Source organism: Streptomyces sp. WZ-12 (genome assembly GCF_028898845.1).
Lineage (GTDB): Bacteria > Actinomycetota > Actinomycetes > Streptomycetales > Streptomycetaceae > Streptomyces.
In genome coordinates, this window is record NZ_CP118574.1 from 1158142 (window position 1) to 1174529 (window position 16388).

General features: G+C 72.8%; 13 protein-coding genes. 9 read left to right on the forward strand and 4 right to left on the reverse strand.

Going from position 1 to position 16388, the window contains the following annotated elements; all coding sequences use genetic code 11:
* Nucleotides 1-105: 105 nt before the first annotated feature.
* The 4 genes from PV796_RS04715 to PV796_RS04730 all read right to left on the reverse strand — a co-directional run bounded on the left by PV796_RS04715 (nucleotide 106) and on the right by PV796_RS04730 (nucleotide 4255).
* The gene (locus tag PV796_RS04715) at nucleotides 106-1908 is read right to left on the reverse strand and encodes a coagulation factor 5/8 type domain-containing protein (RefSeq protein WP_274911626.1); all 1803 of its coding nucleotides are present in this window, start codon (nucleotides 1906-1908) and stop codon (nucleotides 106-108) included.
* A 235-nt stretch (nucleotides 1909-2143) separates the two neighbouring features.
* Nucleotides 2144-2695 (reverse strand): hypothetical protein, encoded by a 552-nt coding sequence (locus PV796_RS04720; RefSeq protein WP_274911627.1) that lies wholly within the window; start codon nucleotides 2693-2695, stop codon nucleotides 2144-2146.
* Nucleotides 2696-2709: 14 nt separating this feature from the next.
* Nucleotides 2710-3330, reverse strand: a complete 621-nt coding sequence (locus PV796_RS04725) for an L-threonylcarbamoyladenylate synthase (RefSeq protein WP_274911629.1) — start codon at nucleotides 3328-3330, stop codon at nucleotides 2710-2712.
* Nucleotides 3331-3406: 76 nt separating this feature from the next.
* A complete protein-coding gene (locus tag PV796_RS04730) occupies nucleotides 3407-4255 on the reverse strand; it encodes an endo alpha-1,4 polygalactosaminidase (protein WP_274918861.1) in 849 nt (282 codons plus the stop codon).
* Between the two features lie 233 nt (nucleotides 4256-4488).
* Here PV796_RS04730 and PV796_RS04735 point away from each other — a divergent pair, with 233 nt between their 5' ends.
* The 9 genes from PV796_RS04735 (at nucleotide 4489) to PV796_RS04775 (ending at nucleotide 16367) form a co-directional block, all read left to right on the forward strand.
* Nucleotides 4489-5253: a trypsin-like peptidase domain-containing protein gene (locus tag PV796_RS04735; RefSeq protein WP_274911631.1), complete on the forward strand. Its 765-nt coding sequence runs from the start codon at nucleotides 4489-4491 to the stop codon at nucleotides 5251-5253.
* A gap of 158 nt (nucleotides 5254-5411) precedes the next feature.
* Nucleotides 5412-6656, forward strand: a complete 1245-nt coding sequence (locus PV796_RS04740) for a chitinase (protein WP_274911633.1) — start codon at nucleotides 5412-5414, stop codon at nucleotides 6654-6656.
* A 114-nt stretch (nucleotides 6657-6770) separates the two neighbouring features.
* Complete coding sequence (locus PV796_RS04745) at nucleotides 6771-7715, forward strand: ornithine cyclodeaminase family protein (protein ID WP_274911635.1); 945 nt, start codon at nucleotides 6771-6773, stop codon at nucleotides 7713-7715.
* Between the two features lie 105 nt (nucleotides 7716-7820).
* Nucleotides 7821-10082 (forward strand): FUSC family protein, encoded by a 2262-nt coding sequence (locus tag PV796_RS04750; RefSeq protein ID WP_274911637.1) that lies wholly within the window; start codon nucleotides 7821-7823, stop codon nucleotides 10080-10082.
* A gap of 449 nt (nucleotides 10083-10531) precedes the next feature.
* Nucleotides 10532-12376: an asparagine synthase (glutamine-hydrolyzing) gene (gene asnB / locus PV796_RS04755; RefSeq protein WP_274911638.1), complete on the forward strand. Its 1845-nt coding sequence runs from the start codon at nucleotides 10532-10534 to the stop codon at nucleotides 12374-12376.
* A 63-nt stretch (nucleotides 12377-12439) separates the two neighbouring features.
* Nucleotides 12440-12868, forward strand: a complete 429-nt coding sequence (locus PV796_RS04760) for a MarR family winged helix-turn-helix transcriptional regulator (protein ID WP_274911640.1) — start codon at nucleotides 12440-12442, stop codon at nucleotides 12866-12868.
* A 259-nt stretch (nucleotides 12869-13127) separates the two neighbouring features.
* Nucleotides 13128-14150 (forward strand): LppY/LpqO family protein, encoded by a 1023-nt coding sequence (locus tag PV796_RS04765; protein WP_274911641.1) that lies wholly within the window; start codon nucleotides 13128-13130, stop codon nucleotides 14148-14150.
* A 400-nt stretch (nucleotides 14151-14550) separates the two neighbouring features.
* Nucleotides 14551-15495 (forward strand): GNAT family N-acetyltransferase, encoded by a 945-nt coding sequence (locus PV796_RS04770; protein ID WP_274911642.1) that lies wholly within the window; start codon nucleotides 14551-14553, stop codon nucleotides 15493-15495.
* Between the two features lie 122 nt (nucleotides 15496-15617).
* Nucleotides 15618-16367: a class I SAM-dependent DNA methyltransferase gene (locus PV796_RS04775; RefSeq protein WP_274911643.1), complete on the forward strand. Its 750-nt coding sequence runs from the start codon at nucleotides 15618-15620 to the stop codon at nucleotides 16365-16367.
* Nucleotides 16368-16388: the final 21 nt, after the last annotated feature.

Consider the following 16388-nt stretch of genomic DNA (forward strand, 5'->3'; position numbering starts at 1 on the left):
TCGGCGGCCCCGGTGGCCGCCGGTGATCAGCTTCTCCCGGTGGCGGGCCGCTGGCCAAGTACCCACAGAGAAGTGGGTATCGCGTGGCCCGTCACCGCTGTCCCGTCAGGGGTAGGCGACCACGGTCGAGGGGGTGGTCGAGCCGCCCGAGGTCGGGGCGCCGCTGTCGTTGATGACGCGTTCGTACTGGCCCTTGCCGCCGAGCGAGACGACCAGCAGGTCGTGGAACTTCACCCCGGGGGTGTTGGGGGCGGCGAAGCCGTGGTGTTGGACGATGCCGGGGTCGACGTTGTAGTAGCAGTAGCTGCCCAGTCCCCACGCCTCGTGGGTGGTGACCGAGTCGGCGACCTTGTAGGCGGCGTAGCCCTTGACGTTGCCGTCCTGGACGGCCGCCTGGTTGGGGGCGTCGTACGCCTTCTCGTTCTGGAGGAAGACGGTGCGGCCCCGTTGGCCGTACCACTGCACGTCGTGCTTGTTGAAGTGCTCCACGAACAGGCCGGTGGCCAGGACGTCGTCGCCGTTGACGCGGATGCCGTAGTCGGCGCGGTTGGTCTCCCAACCCACCCCGTCGCCGTGGTCGGCGCGCCAGACCCAGGTGTGGTCGACGAGGGTGTGCCGACTGTTGATCACCATGCTGGTGGTGGCCTTGCCGGGGCCCGCGCCGCCGATCCGGACGAAGACGTCCTGGACGGTGGTCGGGTTGGCGGCGTGGTCGGCCGAGGCGCCGGGCGGGCCGATTTCCAGCAGGGTGGCGGAGTTGACCGGTCCGGCGTCGATCAGCAGGCCGGCCAGTCGGATGCCGTCGACGTCGGCGGTCTTCAGGGCGGTGACACCGTTGTCGGGGATCAGGGTGGCGTAACCGAGGCCCAGCACCACGGTGTTGGGCGCGGTCACCTGGAGCGGCCGGTCGAGGCGGTAGATGCCGGGGGTGAACAGCAGGTGGAGTCCCTGGGCGAGCGCCTGGTTGAGGGTGGCGGCGCTGACCCCGGGCTTGGCGACGTAGAACCGCGACAGCGGGAGCGCGGTGCCGCGCGGGGTGCCGTTGCCCCAGGTGACGCCGCGGGCGGCGGTGCGCAACTCCGGTAGGAAGACCCGGTATTCGTCGCCGTGGAGGTGGAGGAAGGGCTTCTCGCGGGAGGCGGGGGTGGTGTCCAGGACGGTGTAGGGCGGTGTGGGGAAGGTCTGCGCGGGGGCGCCCTCGACGCCCGAGAACACCATGTTCCAGACGCCGTTGGACCAGCCGCCGACGGCGCTGTCGCGGCTGTACCACTGCTGTTGGGAGCGCGGCTCGACGGTGCCGTCGATGCGGCAGTCGGCGAGGTAGCCGCCGCTGGCCCAACCGTCCCCGGCGGGCGCGAGGTTGAGGCCGCCGCGGACGTGCATCCGGCGGAACGGGGCGGCCTGGGCGACGGCCCAGCGGTTGGTGCCGTTGGCGGGGACGAGGGCGAGGTTCTCCGCGGAGCGCCAGAAGTTCTGGGTGGCGTTGCCGTTGAACCAGCCGGCGTCGACGGTGACGTCGCCGTTGATGGTGGTGTCGTCCGGGGACAGCCCCAGGCCGGCTATGGAGGTGTAGAAGCCGAGTTGGGCGTTGAGGCCGTGGTAGTTGCCGGGCTTGAACAGCAGGGCGTAGCGCCCCTGGTCGAACTGGGCCTTCTCCTGCTGGTGGAAGACCTCGTCCAGCTTGGCCTGGATGCCCGGCGTGGCGGGGTCGAAGACCAGGACGTTGGGCCCGAGGTCGCCGCCGCCGGGCAGGGCGCGCGGGGGCCGGTGGGGGGTTTCGGCGGCGGCCGTCCTGAGGGGGCCGAGCAGGGTGGGCGCCGCGGCGGCCGCGGCGGCGGCACCGAGGACGGCCCGGCGGCCGACGGCGGGCCGTTGCGGGGTGGGGGGTTCCTCGGAGGCAGGGGTCATGGACGACCCTCCTGATTCAGGAAGTGAAGCCGTGGGGGGAGGGGAGCGCGCTCCCGCCGTCGCATGCTTCAGCTTCGTGAAGGGTGCGTCAAGAGGGCCTACCCGACTTCACCGACCGGCCACCGAGCCACCGTCAACGTACGTGCCGTTAAACGGAGTTGATGCCGCTATGCACTTCGGCGCGGTGCGCCCAGGGCATACCCGCCGCGTTCAAGAGGTGACCGGTCGGGGTGGCTCACTTCACCGTCTGGTCGCCGTCGGGGAGGTCCTGGACGGTGACCCCGGCGCGCGGCTGGCCGAGCCCGTCCGCCACCGCCCGGGCCAGTCCGTCCGGGTCGGGCGCGGTGGGCACCGGCACCTGCGCGCCCTCCGGGTAACTCTCGATCGCCCGGCTGAAGTAGCTGGGATGCCAGGCACCGACCGCGCCCCGCACCTCCACGGCCCGCACCGCCCTGGCGCCGATCCGCTGCTTGACGGCGGCGAGGATCCGGTCGGACCGGTACTCCCCCGGCACCTGGAACAGGCTCGCGTGCGCGCCGATCAGCCCGCCGTCCGCCAGCCGGACGGTGACCGTCAGACAACTGGTCACCGCGGGGTAGAAGAGGGTGCCGCCGGGCCCGACCTCGCCGACCTGGCCCTCGGTGATCCGCAGCGCGGTCGCCGGGGACGCGGCGGGGGCGCTCGCCACCGCCGGCCCCGCCTGGGCCAACACCGCCCCGACCGCGCCGACTTGGACCGCCAACAGCGCGGCGGCCACCGGTATCACGCCGCCTCGTCCGCGTGCCATCGTTGCGCCGCCCCTCACTCGAACCGGGCCGGGTCGCCGGCGCCCCGCCGGACGATCTCCACCGTGTCGCCCGAGAAGTCGACGACGGTGGTGGGCTCGGTCCCGCAGTCGCCGGAGTCGACCACCGCGTCGATGACGTGGTCGAGGCGCTCCTTGATCTCCCAGCCCTGGGTCAGCGGCTCCTCCTCGTCGGGCAGCAGCAGGGTGCTGGAGAGCAGCGGCTCGCCGAGCTCGGCGAGGAGCGCCTGGGTGACGGTGTGGTCCGGGATGCGGACGCCGACGGTCTTCTTCTTCGGGTGCAGGAGCTGGCGCGGGACCTCCTTCGTCGCGGGGAGGATGAAGGTGTAGCGGCCGGGGGTCGCGGCCTTGATCGCGCGGAAGACGTCGTTGTCGATCTGCACGAACTGGCCGAGCTGCGCGAAGTTCTGGCACACCAGGGTGAAGTGGTGGCGGTCGTCGAGGTTCCGGATCGACCGGATGCGGTCGATGCCGTCGCGGCTGCCGAGCTGGCAGCCGAGGGCGAAGCAGGAGTCGGTCGGGTAGGCGACGAGCCCGCCGGAGCGGATCGTTTCGGCGACCGTCCCGATGGTGCGGCGCTGGGGGTTGTCCGGATGGACGTCGAAGTACTTGGCCATTTTCGCGAGTCTAGGTGATGGTCGGGCCGGTCAGCGGCGCCGGCGCGGGCGGGGCCCGGCGGGTACGGACGGCGGGTCAGCAGGTGCGGCGGAGGTAGCCGTCGTCGCCGGGCCGGCCGACGTCGCGGTCGCGCAGCACGAAGGAGAGCCGCTCGCCCCAGGCGCGGCAGGCGGTGGCGAGGTCCGGTCGGCGGTACTCGATGTCGAAGACCCGGTCGTCGTAGGTCTTGGCGTAGGCGGGGCACTCCCGGTAGCGGGCGCACTCCTCGGTGACGGCGAAGTCGAAGCCGGCGCGGCGGGCTTCGGGGAGGAGGTCGGCGGTGTTCTTCTGCGCGGCGGCCAGGCCCCGGTCGTGGGCCCGTCGGGTCAGCAGGGCGGCGAAGGCCAGCGCGTGGTCCTTGGTGAGCAGGCCCTCGGAGCGCTCGTAGGAGTCGAGGTTGTCCGGTTCGACCGCGTCGAAGCCGGCCGTGGCGCAGCCGTCGATCCAGCGTCCGACGACGTCGAGCAGGGCCGTGCGCTTGGCGGCCGTGGAGATGTCGAGCAGCGGCTCGTGCCAGTCCTCGTCGATGACCGGGCCGCCGTCCCGGTCGCGCAACAGCAGGTCGGGGTGGTGCCGCTGCCACCAGCGTCGGGCCTCGGTACCGGGCTGCGCCTGGAAGGCGTTGACGTAGCAGATGGTGTAGTGGCCGGGCGCGGGCCGGGCGGTGCGGTCGCGGGAGACGACCTCGACGCCGTCGGCCGGGGGGTACGGGCCGCCGATCTGGTAGTCGAACGCGGCGCCCGCGGCGGGCAGTTCGACGCCGTGCCGGGCGTGCGCCGTCGGGGACGGGTGCCCCGCCTCCGCCGGAGCGGCCGGGGAGCAGCCGGCGAGCGGCAGGACGGCGAGCGCCAGGGCGCCGACGGCACGGCGCAGCGGCACGGGCATGCGGGACATGTGCGACACGACACGCCACCCTATGCGCCCGCACGGCCACCATCAGCCCCAACCCGTCAGCCGGCCCAACTCCACTGAGCCACAAAGGAGTTCAACCCACCGCAAGGTGACGCACCTCACATAGTCCAGAATGGATTATGTGTCGCGCGGACACCCCCGCCCGCGCTTAGCTGGTCGGGTCAGACCTTCGACCAACTGAGCACCACCACACGGGGAGTGATCGCATGTTCCGCGCCTTACGCGCGCTGGGCGCCGCCGTCCTGCTGGCGGCCCTGTCCCTCTCGGCGGCGCCGGCCGCGAGCGCGAGCGCCGATGCGCGCACGCCCGTCGGCGGCGGCAGCGGCATCATCTTCCGGATGCTGCCCGATCCCGAGCAGCACAAGAACTTCTACGTCTGCACCCTCACGGCGGTCGGCCGGGACCGGGCCGGCAATCTGGTGGGCCTGACCAACGCCCACTGCTTCATCGACGAGAAGGGCAACAAGCTGGTCGGCGCGCCGGTCTATCTGGACGCCTCGCCCGCGGGGACGGCGGCCGCGCCCGCCCCGCTCACGAAGAGCACCCCCGACCTGAAGACCGGCCAGATCGGCACGGTGACGTACGTCAGCACGCCCAACAACCTGCTCAACACCGGCCCCAAGGGCCTGGACTACACGGTGATCCGTCTGGACGAGAAGCGGGTCAGGCCCACGAGTACGGTCGGCGGGGTGACCATCACGTCGATCGGCGCGCCGCCGGCCAACGGGACCCGGATGTGCAAGGAGGGCCACCGGACCGGCCTGACCTGCGGCATCAAGCTGGGCACCCACGGCATCTGGTTCACCCACCTGATCTGGACCAACGGCGGTGACTCCGGTTCGCCGGTGGTCAACGGCCAGACGCTGGTCGGCAACGCCTGGGGCGCGCAGCACAGTTCACCGATCCTGAGCATCATCGACGAGCTGAACGCGCACGGCGGCGTCGGCGCGGGTTTCCACCTGGCCGACTGAGTCCGCGCACCCTCCGCGCCGCCCGGGACCCCTCGGGCGGCGCTCGCGCGTAGTGGTCCAGTCCAAAGTGTTGACGTGCCCACGCCGAGGGTCCACGCTGTGGTCGATTGGTCTGGACCACCCCCCTGGATCCCCCCGTCGGCCTCGCTGGAGGGCATGTGCCACCTCGTCAACTCAGGACCCTCGCCACGGCCGTCTCGGCGGCCGCGCTCGCGCTCGCCGCCGCCGGCACGGCGCTCGCCACCGGTCACCACGCCGCCCCACCGGCCCCGGTGACCGCCCCCACGGCGCTGGGCGGCAACTGGTACGCGGCGGCGCCGTACCTCATGCCGCTCGACAACGACCCACCGGACGCCGGCGCGGTGATGGACGCCACCGGCATCAAGGCGTTCCAACTCGCCTTCGTCCTCGCGCCCAACGGCGGCGGCTGCGCGCCGACTTGGGACGGCCTCCACCCGGTGGACGCGGACACCGCGGTGGCCAAGGTGATCTCCGCGATCCGCGCCAAGGGCGGCGACGTCTCCGCCTCCATCGGCGGCTACAACGGCACCAAGCTGGGCCAGGCGTGCGGCACCCCCGAGGCCACCGCCGCCGCCTACCAACAGGTCATCGACAAGTACGGCCTGAAGGCCCTCGACTTCGACCTGGAGGAGCCGGAGTACGAGAACACCGCGGCGATCCACAACGAGATCGGCGCCGCCAAGATCCTCCAGCAGAAGAACCCCGGCCTCTACCTCTCCGTCACCACCGCCGGCACCGCCGACGGCACCGGCTGGTTCGGCAAGCAGATGCTGAACGAGGCCAAGTCCCAGTCCTTCACCCCGGACAACTTCTCCATCATGCCGTTCGACGGCGGTTTCAACGGCGCCGCCGCCCAGACCTCCGCGCTCACCAACTTCAACGCCGTGCTGCGGTCCACCTTCGGTTGGGACGAGGCCACCGCCTACGCCCACGAGGGCATCTCCCAGATGAACGGCCGCAGCGACACCGGGGAGTTCTTCACCCAGGCCGACTTCCAGACCGTGCTGGACTTCGCCACCTCCCACCACATGGCGCGGCTCACCAACTGGTCGGTCAACCGGGACCGGCAGTGCACCCCGCCGGACAACAACGGCCGCACGTCGGGGACCTGTAGCAGCGTGCCGCAGGGCGACTGGGACTTCACCAAGTTCTCGGTGAAGTTCGCCGGCGCCACCCCGCCCACCACGCCGCCCACCACCGCGCCGCCCACCACGCCCCCGGGCGGCAACTGCGCCGCCAGCCCCTACGCCGCGGGCACCGTGTACGTGGGCGGCGACACCGTCTCCTTCAACGGCCACTCCTGGAAGGCCCGGTGGTGGACGCAGGGCGAGGCGCCCTCCACCGGCGGCTCCGGGGTCTGGCAGGACCTCGGCGCCTGCTGAGCCGCGGAGGGGAGGGGCACCCGACCGGACATCGACGCCCCTCCCCTCCGCACCCTCCCCCCGGTGCGTGGTGGATCACGCATCCGGGCGCCGGTCCGGGGCAGACTCGGCGGTATGAGCACCACACCCCCGGTCCCCCACCTGCCGCGGACCATCGACGAGACCCGTCTGCTGCACGCCCTCCCGATGGCCGCGGCCGTCGACGCGCTGCGCGCCGCGCTGCGCGACGGCCCGGACCCGGAGGCCGATCCGCCGCGCACCATCGTGCCCGTAGAGCACGGCCAGTTGCTGCTGATGCCCGCGCACCGCAGCCGGTACGCGGGCGTCAAGGTCGCCACCGTCGCCCCCGACAACCCGGCCGCCGGACTCCCCCGCGTCCAGGGCCAGTACCTCCTCTTCGACGCCGCGACCCTCGCCCCGGTCGCCCTGCTCGACGGGATCGCGCTGACCACCGTGCGCACCTCGGCGGTCTCCGCCCTCGCCGTCGATCTGCTCGCCACCCCCGACGCCGCCCACCTGGTGGTGTTCGGCACCGGCCCGCAGGCCCGCGGCCACCTCGACGCGTTCCGCGCGGTGCGCCCGCTGCGTCGCGTCACCGTCGTGGGCCGCACCCCCGCCAACGTCGAGCGCTTCGTCGCCGACGTCCGCCGGGACACCGGCCTGACCGTCGAGGCCGGCGACCCGACCACGGTCGCCGCCGCCGACCTCGTCGCCTGCTGCACCACCGCCCGCACCCCGCTGTTCGACGGAGCGCTGCTCCCGCCGCACGCCACGGTGACCGCGGTCGGCTCCCACGAGCGCGGCAGCCGCGAGGTGGACGGCACCACCGTCCTGGACAGCACGGTCGTGGTCGAGTCGCGGGCCGCCGCGGCCCGCGAGGCCGGCGACCTGATCCCGGAGTTGGAGAGCGGCCGGCTCGCGCCCGCATCGATGCTGACGCTCGCCGGTTTGGCCACCGGAGCCGCCACCGCCGACCCGGACCGGCCGCGCCTCTTCAAGAGCGTCGGCATGGCCTGGGAGGACCTCGCGGTGGCCGGCGCCGCCTACGAGGCCACCTGACGGGACGGATCTCGTCCGCTTTCCCGGTCCTCGTGCAATGCTGGGGACGCCCGGCCGACGGCATGTGACCTCGGCCGATGCCAAGGATGGGGAGCGTACGGCAGCGTGAAGGCAGCGATACGACGGACCAGTACCGGCATCTGGGACCGCTTCGCGGCGTCCGACCCGGGACTGCTGCGGCTGATGGCGGGGTTGCGGACGGTGGGGGCGATCGTGCTGGCCCTCGTCGCCCTGGCGCTGCTCGGCACCAGCGTCTCGCTGATGGTCGCCGGCGCGATGACGGCGATGGTCGCCACGTTCGCCATCCGGGAGAAGGAGGTGCGCGGCCAGGCCGTCACCCTCGGCCTCGGGCTGCCGACGGCGCTGGCCGCGGTGTCGCTGGGGGCGCTGCTGCACAACCAGGTGATCACCGGTGACCTGTTCTTCATCGCGCTGATCTTCGGCGCCGCCTACGCCCGCCGGTTCGGCGACCGCGGCACGGCGCTGGGCCTGATCGGCTTTCAGGTCTACTTCATCTCGCTCTTCGTGCACGCCAAGGTGGCGATGCTGCCGGAGCTGTATCTGACCCTGGCCGTCGCGTTCGCGTGCAGCGCGGTGATCCGGTTCGCGGTCGTCCGGGACACCCCCGAGCACACGCTGGGCCGGCTGCGGGAGGCGTTCCGAGCCCGCCTGGCCCAGTTGGTCGCCACCCAGCGGAAGTTGGTGGACGCCGACCCCGAGGAGTTGGACGGCGTCCTGGACGACCTGCGGCGGCACACCGCCCGGCTGCACGAGACGGCGCTGATGATCCAGGGCCGCCTGGAGGAGGGCACCCGGGACGCGGCCACCGCGGCACTGCTCCAACGCCGCATCGCGGACGCCGAGATCGCCGCCGAACGCCTGGGCATGACGCTGCTCAACGCCCGCAGCGCGGAACGCACCGACACCCTCACCCTGCATCTGCCACACGCCCCGGTGCCGGCCGGCTCCAAACCCCTGCAGTCCGAGGGCAACGCCGTGCCCACCCTGCGCCGGGACCTCGAAGCGCTCGGGCTGTTGGTGGCCCACCGCTCCCCCGGCGACCGCGGCACCGCGCTGGCCCACGTCCGCAACCGACTGCTCGGCTACCGCGACGAGGACGAACTGCCGCGCGGCTCCGCGGCGGTGCAGGACGCGTTCCGTGCGCTCGGCGAGGCCGCCCGGGCCGTGCTGGGCCTGCGGATCGCGCTGGACGGACCGCAGGACGAGTCCGACGACACCTCGGCGACCGCCCGCTCGCGGGAGGAACTCGACGCCGAGGACCTGTCGATCGTCGGCGCGGAGGAGGACGAGGAGGACGAGCGCACCGGACTCCAACGGCCCACCACCCGGGCCGCGTTCCAGGTCGCGGCGGGCTCCGCACTGGCCATCGTCGGCGGGGAGTTCCTGTCCACCCAGCGCTGGTACTGGGCGGTCCTGACCTGCTGGGTGGTGTTCCTCAACACCGCCTCCACGGGCGAGATCCTGGTCAAGGGCTACCGCCGACTGCTGGGCACGGTCCTCGGCGTGATCGCCGGTGTGGCGCTGGCCGGGTTGGTGGGCAACCACACCTGGACGGCGTTCGCGCTGGTGCTGCTCTGCGTCTTCGGGATGTTCTTCACCGCGCCGCTGTCGTACGCGCTGATGTCCTTCTTCGTCACCGCGATGCTCGGCCTGCTCTACACCCTCCTCAACACCTACAGCGTCGCGACGCTGGTGCTGCGCATCGAGGAGACCGCGCTGGGCGCGGCGTGCGGCATCATCGCCGCGGTGCTGGTGCTCCCGGTGCACACCGACCGGCGCACCGACGAGCACCTGGGCACGGTCCTGGACCGGCTCCGGGACGCGGTGTCGGCGGCGGTGACCCAGCTCTCCGGCGGCCCCGCGGAGGACCTGCTGACCCGGGCCCGCGATCTGGACACCGCCCTCAGCGACCTGCGCGGCTCCACCCAGCCGCTGGTGCACCCCATCACCCCGCTGCGGGTGCGCCGGCAGACCGCGCGCTATCTGGTGGCGCTGCTGGAGACCTGCGCCTACCACGCGCGTTCGCTGGCGGCGACGGCCGAACTCCTGCCGGCCAGCCGGTCGGTGGCGGCCGATCCCCGGCTCGCCCGCGCCGGCCGGCGGATCGCGCGCAACATCGAGCTGATTGCCGCCCGGGTGAACGACGAGCCCGTCGACGGCGAGGTGGAGGCGGGCGCCAGCATCGCCTCGCTGCTGGAGGCCGACGGTTCGCCGGTGCCGCCGTCGCACACCGTCACCTTCCGGGTGCTGCGGCACCTCCAGCGCCTCGACGAGGGCGTGGTGGGTATCGCCCGCGCCCTGGACGTGCCGGTCGCCGGGCGGGCGGGCCGGAAGAAGAGCGTCTGACGCGGGACCCACCGGGCCGGCCGTGCGGATCTCCGCGCGGCCGGCCCGCTCCCGTTCCCCAGGGCTCCGAAGCCACTCCGGTCCGTCACTTCCCGGTAAAACTTTCCCTCGTTCCCGTAGGGCGCCCGCTCCCCCGCCGGCGCCGCCCGGCGCCCGTCCCCTCGCCGAACCCGCAGTTCAGCACCGTCGCACCGGCCGGTCGCCGGGCCGTCACCCGCGCCCCGGCGGGCCCCGGCGCGCGCCGTCCCGTATGACGCCCTGGTTGACGCGACCGGCTTCCGAGGAACACTCTCGTTACATAGGTGCTCGATACAACTGACTCTGGCGAGACGGGTCGGGCGACCGTTCCTCGGCGTTGCCCGCCCCCTCCCGACCCCCGGTCCGCCGCGGCCCGTCCCGCGGTTCCGCGGCGCCGGCGGCCCCCAGGGCTCGGAGGAGGAGGACAAGGCATGTGCGGCATCACCGGCTGGATTTCCTTCGACCGCGAACTGCGCGCCGAGCAGGCGACCGTGGACGCGATGACCGAGACGATGGCCTGCCGCGGGCCCGACGACCGCGGCACCTGGGTACAGGGACCCGCGGCACTGGGCCACCGGCGCCTGGCCATCATCGACCTGCCCGGCGGGCGGCAGCCGATGATCGCCGAGCGCGCCGACGGCACCAAGGTCGTCCTCGTGTACTCCGGTGAGACCTACAACTACGGCGAGCTGCGCAGCGAACTGCTCGACAAGGGACACCGGTTCACCACCGATTCCGACACCGAGGTCGTGCTGCACGCCTACCTGGAGTGGGGCGAGGCGGTCGCCGAACGCCTCAACGGGATGTTCGCGTTCGCGGTCTGGGACGAGCAGCGCCAGCGGCTGGTGATGATCCGCGACCGGATGGGCATCAAGCCGTTCTACTACTACCCCACCGCCGACGGCGTGCTGTTCGGCTCCGAGCCGAAGGCGATCCTGGCCAACCCGCTCGCCGAGCGGCGGGTCGGCCTGGACGGGCTGCGCGAGATGTTCGCCTTCGTCAAGACGCCGGGGCACGCGGTGTGGGAGGGCATGCGGGAGGTCGAGCCCGGCACCGTGGTCACCGTCGACCGCGACGGGCTGCGCCGGCACGCCTACTGGGCACTGCGGACCCGGGCCCACCAGGACGACCGCGAGACCTCCATCGGCCACGTCCGGACCCTGCTCGACGACATCGTCCGCCGCCAGTTGGTCTCCGACGTGCCGCGCTGCACCCTGCTGTCGGGCGGGCTGGACTCCTCGGCGATGACCGCGCTGGCGGCCCGTCAACTCGGCGAGGTGGGCGAGACGGTGCGCAGCTTCGCCGTCGACTTCGTCGGCCAGACCGAGAACTTCATCGCCGACGACCTCCGCGCCACCCCCGACACCCCCTTCGTGCACGACGTGGCGCGGCTCGCCCGCACCGAGCACCAGGACATCGTGCTGGACTCCGCCACCCTGGCCGACCTCGACGTCCGCGCCAAGATGATCCGGGCCCGCGACATACCCATGGGCCTGGGCGACATGGACTCCTCGCTGTACCTGCTGTTCAAGTCGATCCGGCAGCACTCGACGGTGGCGCTGTCCGGCGAGTCGGCCGACGAGGTCTTCGGCGGGTACAAGCAGTTCTTCGACGAGAACGCCCGGAAGGCCAACACCTTCCCCTGGCTGGTGGGCTTCATCCAGCACTTCGGCGACGACGACCACATCCTCACCTCCGACCTCAACGGCGCCCTGGACCTGCCCTCCTACGTCCAGGACAACTACGACCGCGCCATCAAGGACGTCGAACGGCTCGACGGGGAGAGCGACTTCGAGTACCGGATGCGGAAGATCTGCTATCTGCACCTGACCCGCTTCGTGCGGATCCTGCTGGACCGCAAGGACCGGGCGAGCATGGCCGTCGGGCTGGAGGTGCGGGTCCCGTTCTGCGACCACCGCCTGGTGGAGTACGTCTACAACACCCCCTGGTCGCTGAAGTCCTTCGACGGCCGGGAGAAGAGCCTGCTGCGCGAGGCCACCGCCGATGTGCTGCCGCGCTCGGTGTACGACCGGGTGAAGAGCCCGTACCCGTCCACGCAGGACCCGCGGTACGCGGTCGCGCTCCAGCAGCACGCCAAGGACCTGTTGGCGCGCCCCTCGCACCAGATCTTCGACATCGTGGACCGCAACTGGCTCCAACGCGCGGCGGACCACAGCGCGCCGCAGATCACCCAGGCGTCCCGGCGCGGCCTCGAACGCACCCTGGACCTGGCGCTCTGGTTGGAGATGTACTCCCCCACCATTACGCTCTCCTGATCCACGGCGGGGCCGCACGGGCCCCTCGGACCCGAGTCCGGTACGGCAGGCGATGGGTGAGCGATGACGATCGGTGACGACGCGGCGCTGCAGTTGGTGGTTTCGCTGCACCGGCTCACCCGGAGCCTGCGCAGGTCCGCCACGGCGGGCAGCATCCAGCTCACGCACACCGCGGTGCTGGCGCTGTTGACCCAGCGCGGACCGTCCCGGATCGGGGAGATCGCGCAGTGGGTGCCGTGCTCCCAACCCACCGCCACCGCGGCCGTCCTCGGCCTGGAGTCCGCCGGCCTGGTGCGCCGGGAGGCGGACCCCGACGACCGGCGCGCCAGCCGGGTCCTGCTCACCGAGCGGGGCTCGGCGGCGCTGGCGGAGGTGGCCCGCGGCGAGGCCCAGGTCCTCGCCCGCCGCCTGAGCGTGCTCCGCCCGGAGGAGGTCCAACTGCTGGCCGAGGTGGAGCCGGTGCTCCGCCGACTCGCCGAGGCGGGGGACTGACGCGCAGCGCGCCCACTGGTGACGGTGGCCCAACAGCGCCTCCCCTGCGGCACGTTGCCCGCTGGTCGCCGGGCGGCGGCCGCGCTGCCATGCCCGCCCTCACGGGAACGGGCATGCGCCGTACCCGCGTTTTTCGCCCGCCCGTTCACCCATCCCGCTGGACCGCTTAGTCCACCTGGCCCCTCGTTGCGGGATGACGGGGCATCAGGTCAGCCATGCTGCCACTCCTCATGGAGGTCCTCGTGGAGGTGCTCAGGTAATGGCTGAAGACCGACAGCAGACCACCGATCCGCGCGTGGGGTCCCCGCGGCGGCGCGTGCTGGCCGCGGCGGCGCTCGTCCCCGTGTTCGCCGCGACGCCCACCCCCGCACCCGCCCGCCCCGCCGCCGGCCCCACCGCCGGCCCCGCCGAGTCGACCGCGGCGCACGGGCGGAAGCTGATCACCCCCGTCCACACCACCCCCGACGACTGGAAGGCCGTCGCCAAGGCGATGGGCCGCGGCGGCGACGTGAAGCGCAACGTGATGTTCCACATCGGGCTCCCCCGCCGGGACCTCCGGGTGGTCTCCCACCGCGTCCGGGTCCGATCGGCCCTCGCCCTGGGCTCGCACTGCTCCTTCGTCCGGTACACCGACCACAGCACCCTGCTGATGGGCGACATCGTGGTCACCGAGCACGAACTGCAGGACTTCATCGACACGTTGCAGGAACACCGGATCCGGCTGACCGCCCTGCACAAGCACCTGCTGGCCCAGCGCCCCAACGTCTGGTGGGTCCATGTGCACGCGCACGGCCACCACCCGGTGGCGGTGGCGCGCGGGTTGCGCGCCGCGTTCGCCGGCACCGGGACCCCGCCGCCGGCGACCTCCGACCCGGACGAGGAGGTCGACCTGGACACCGCCGGGATCGCCCGCGCCCTGGGCGCCAAGGGTTCCGTGGACGACGGGATCTACAAGTGCGTCTTCGTCCGCCGCGAGAAGATCACCGACGGCCATATGGTGCTCCCGCCGGGCCTGGGCTCGACCAGTGCCCTCAACTTCCAACCGCTGGGCCACGGACGGGCCGCGATCAGCGCGGACTGCTGCATGGTCGCCGACGAGGTCCAGCACGTGCTCCGGGCGCTGCGACGGGCCGGCGCCAAGCTGGTGGAGCTCCACAACCACGGGCTGACCGACCACCCCCGGCTGTTCTTCGTGCACTTCTGGGTGGTCGGCGACGCGGTCCGGCTCGCCCGCGCGCTGCGTCCCGCGCTGGACGCCACCAACGTCGTCCCGGCCGGCTGATCCGACGCCGGGCGACCACGGGCGACGGGCCGACGACCGCCGGGCGGACGGCAGTTGTCGGCCCGGCGCCGGGCCGACATCCTCCGCACCGGCTCCCCCGCGCAGTCGGCCGGTTCCCCCGGCACGCCCCGCTTCGCCGCACCGAGGGGCCGTGCCGTGCTGACCCGGTCGACCCGCCGTTCCCACTCCCGCCCACGAAAAGGAGTTGCACGGTGCGCCGAGAGGGGATTACCTCTAACCTCCGAGCCCCGGCCACCACGCGCCGCCGGGCCACGACGACACAACGAGAGGAGGGACGGGTCGATGACCACCATGACCATCTCGCCCGTCCCCTCCCGGGGTTCCGACCAGAGCTGAACCCCGGAGGCGGACGGGCACCTTCAAGGGAGTGCCCCCGACCGTGGAAACACCCGAACTGACGCTGCGTCCGCTCGCCGGACCGCACGAGCTCGACCTCTTCAACCGCCTGCCCTACCTCCTCAACGACGAGCTGGCGGACGACCTCGCCCAGGGCCGTCGACGGCCGGAGTGGATGTGGCTGGCGCTCCGCGGCGACCGGCCGCTGGCCAGGCTCGCCTGGTGGACCCGACCGGGAAACGACGCCCCGGCCCTGCTGGACCTCCTCGACCTCGACGACGAACTCCCGGGCCACGAGCGGATCGACGTCGGCGTCCGCCTGTTGCGCACCGCCCTGGCCGCCACCCTCCCGCGCGGCGCCACCCCGCCCGAGTACGGCCGCTTCGTCCCGCCCGACTGGCGCGACACCCCGGCCGCCCGGCAGGTCGTCCGGGACCGGATGACGGTCCTGGAGCGCGCCGGCGCCCGGCCGTTCGTCGAGCGGCTGCGCCTGGAGTGGCGCCCGGGGACGCCGGTCCCCACGCCGACCGGACGCCTCTCCTTCACCCCGGCACCGGACCCGGAGCCGCTGCTCGCCCTGATGACCGGGGCGCTCGCCGGCACCCTGGACGCGCACAGCCGCGCCGACCTGACCCGGATGTCCCCGCGCGCGGCGGCCGTCGAGCACTACGACGGCGAGCTCGCCAACTACACCAGCCCCAGGGACTGGTGGCGCGTCGCCACCCTCCCCGGCGGCGCTCCGGTGGGCTTCGTCCTCCCCGCCCACAACGGCTACAACGCCGTCGTCGCCTATATCGCCGTGCTGCCCGAGCACCGCGGCAACGGCTACATCGACGACCTGCTCGCCGAGGGCACCCGCGTCCTCGCCGCACAGGACGTCCCCCGCATCCGGGCGTCCACGGACCTCGGCAACTCCCCCATGGCAGCCGCCTTCCAGCGCGCCGGCTACGTCAACATCGGCCGCGAGATCACCATGGTGTGGGAGTGAGCGGGGCGGGCCCGGGGGCCGTGCCGGCAGTGCGCAGGCGGCGCGGTGCTCCGGGCCGCGGGCGCCCGAGCCCGCCGGAAAATACCGGGCGGCGGACCCGGCCGGCGCAGTACGGTCCGGGCATGGTGGACGAGGACGGGTACTTCGGAGAGGGCGTCGCGGCCAGGTACGACGCGGACTGTGCGGAGATGTTCGCGGCGGAGGCGGTGGATCCGGCGGTGACGCTGCTGGCCCAACTGGCCGGGCGGGGCCGGGCGTTGGAGCTGGGCGTCGGCACGGGGCGGATCGCGCTGCCGCTGGCCCGCCGCGGGGTCCCGGTGCACGGCATCGACCTGTCCCGGGCGATGGTCGCCCGGCTGCGGGCCAAGCCGGGCGGCGACGACATCGGCGTGAGCATCGGCGACTTCGCGACGACGCGGGTGGCCGGGCGCTTCTCCGTCGCCTATCTGGTCTTCAACACCGTCATGAATCTGACGTCCCAACAGGCGCAGGTCGACTGCTTCCGCAACGTCGCTGACCACCTCGAACGGGGTGGCGCCTTCGTCGTCGAGGTGATGGTCCCCGAGCTGCGCAAGCTGCCGCCCGGGGCGCAGGCCGTCCCGTTCCAGACCGGCCCGACGCGCTGGGCGTACGACGTCTACGACGTGGCGACGCAGGCGATGAGCTCCCACTACGTCGACGTGGTCGACGGCCGCGGCAGCTTCTCCTCGACGCCCTTCCGGTACGTCTGGCCGGCGGAGCTCGATCTGATGGCGCAGCTCGCCGGGTTGCGGCTGCGCGAGCGGTGGGGCGGATGGGCAGAGGAGCTGTTCACGGGCGAGAGCCAACGGCACGTGTCCGTCTGGGAGAAGCCCGTCCGCGCCGATGGGTAAGGGAAGTTGACCGGTCGTCTC

Coding starts and splice junctions, on each gene's coding strand:
- PV796_RS04715 (WP_274911626.1), bottom strand. CDS start 1,908: ATGACCCCTGCCTCCGAGGAACCCCCCACCCCGCAACGGCCCGCCGTC.
- PV796_RS04720 (WP_274911627.1), bottom strand. CDS start 2,695: ATGGCACGCGGACGAGGCGGCGTGATACCGGTGGCCGCCGCGCTGTTG.
- PV796_RS04725 (WP_274911629.1), bottom strand. CDS start 3,330: ATGGCCAAGTACTTCGACGTCCATCCGGACAACCCCCAGCGCCGCACC.
- PV796_RS04730 (WP_274918861.1), bottom strand. CDS start 4,255: ATGCCCGTGCCGCTGCGCCGTGCCGTCGGCGCCCTGGCGCTCGCCGTC.
- PV796_RS04735 (WP_274911631.1), top strand. CDS start 4,489: ATGTTCCGCGCCTTACGCGCGCTGGGCGCCGCCGTCCTGCTGGCGGCC.
- PV796_RS04745 (WP_274911635.1), top strand. CDS start 6,771: ATGAGCACCACACCCCCGGTCCCCCACCTGCCGCGGACCATCGACGAG.
- asnB (WP_274911638.1), top strand. CDS start 10,532: ATGTGCGGCATCACCGGCTGGATTTCCTTCGACCGCGAACTGCGCGCC.
- PV796_RS04760 (WP_274911640.1), top strand. CDS start 12,440: ATGACGATCGGTGACGACGCGGCGCTGCAGTTGGTGGTTTCGCTGCAC.
- PV796_RS04765 (WP_274911641.1), top strand. CDS start 13,128: ATGGCTGAAGACCGACAGCAGACCACCGATCCGCGCGTGGGGTCCCCG.
- PV796_RS04775 (WP_274911643.1), top strand. CDS start 15,618: ATGGTGGACGAGGACGGGTACTTCGGAGAGGGCGTCGCGGCCAGGTAC.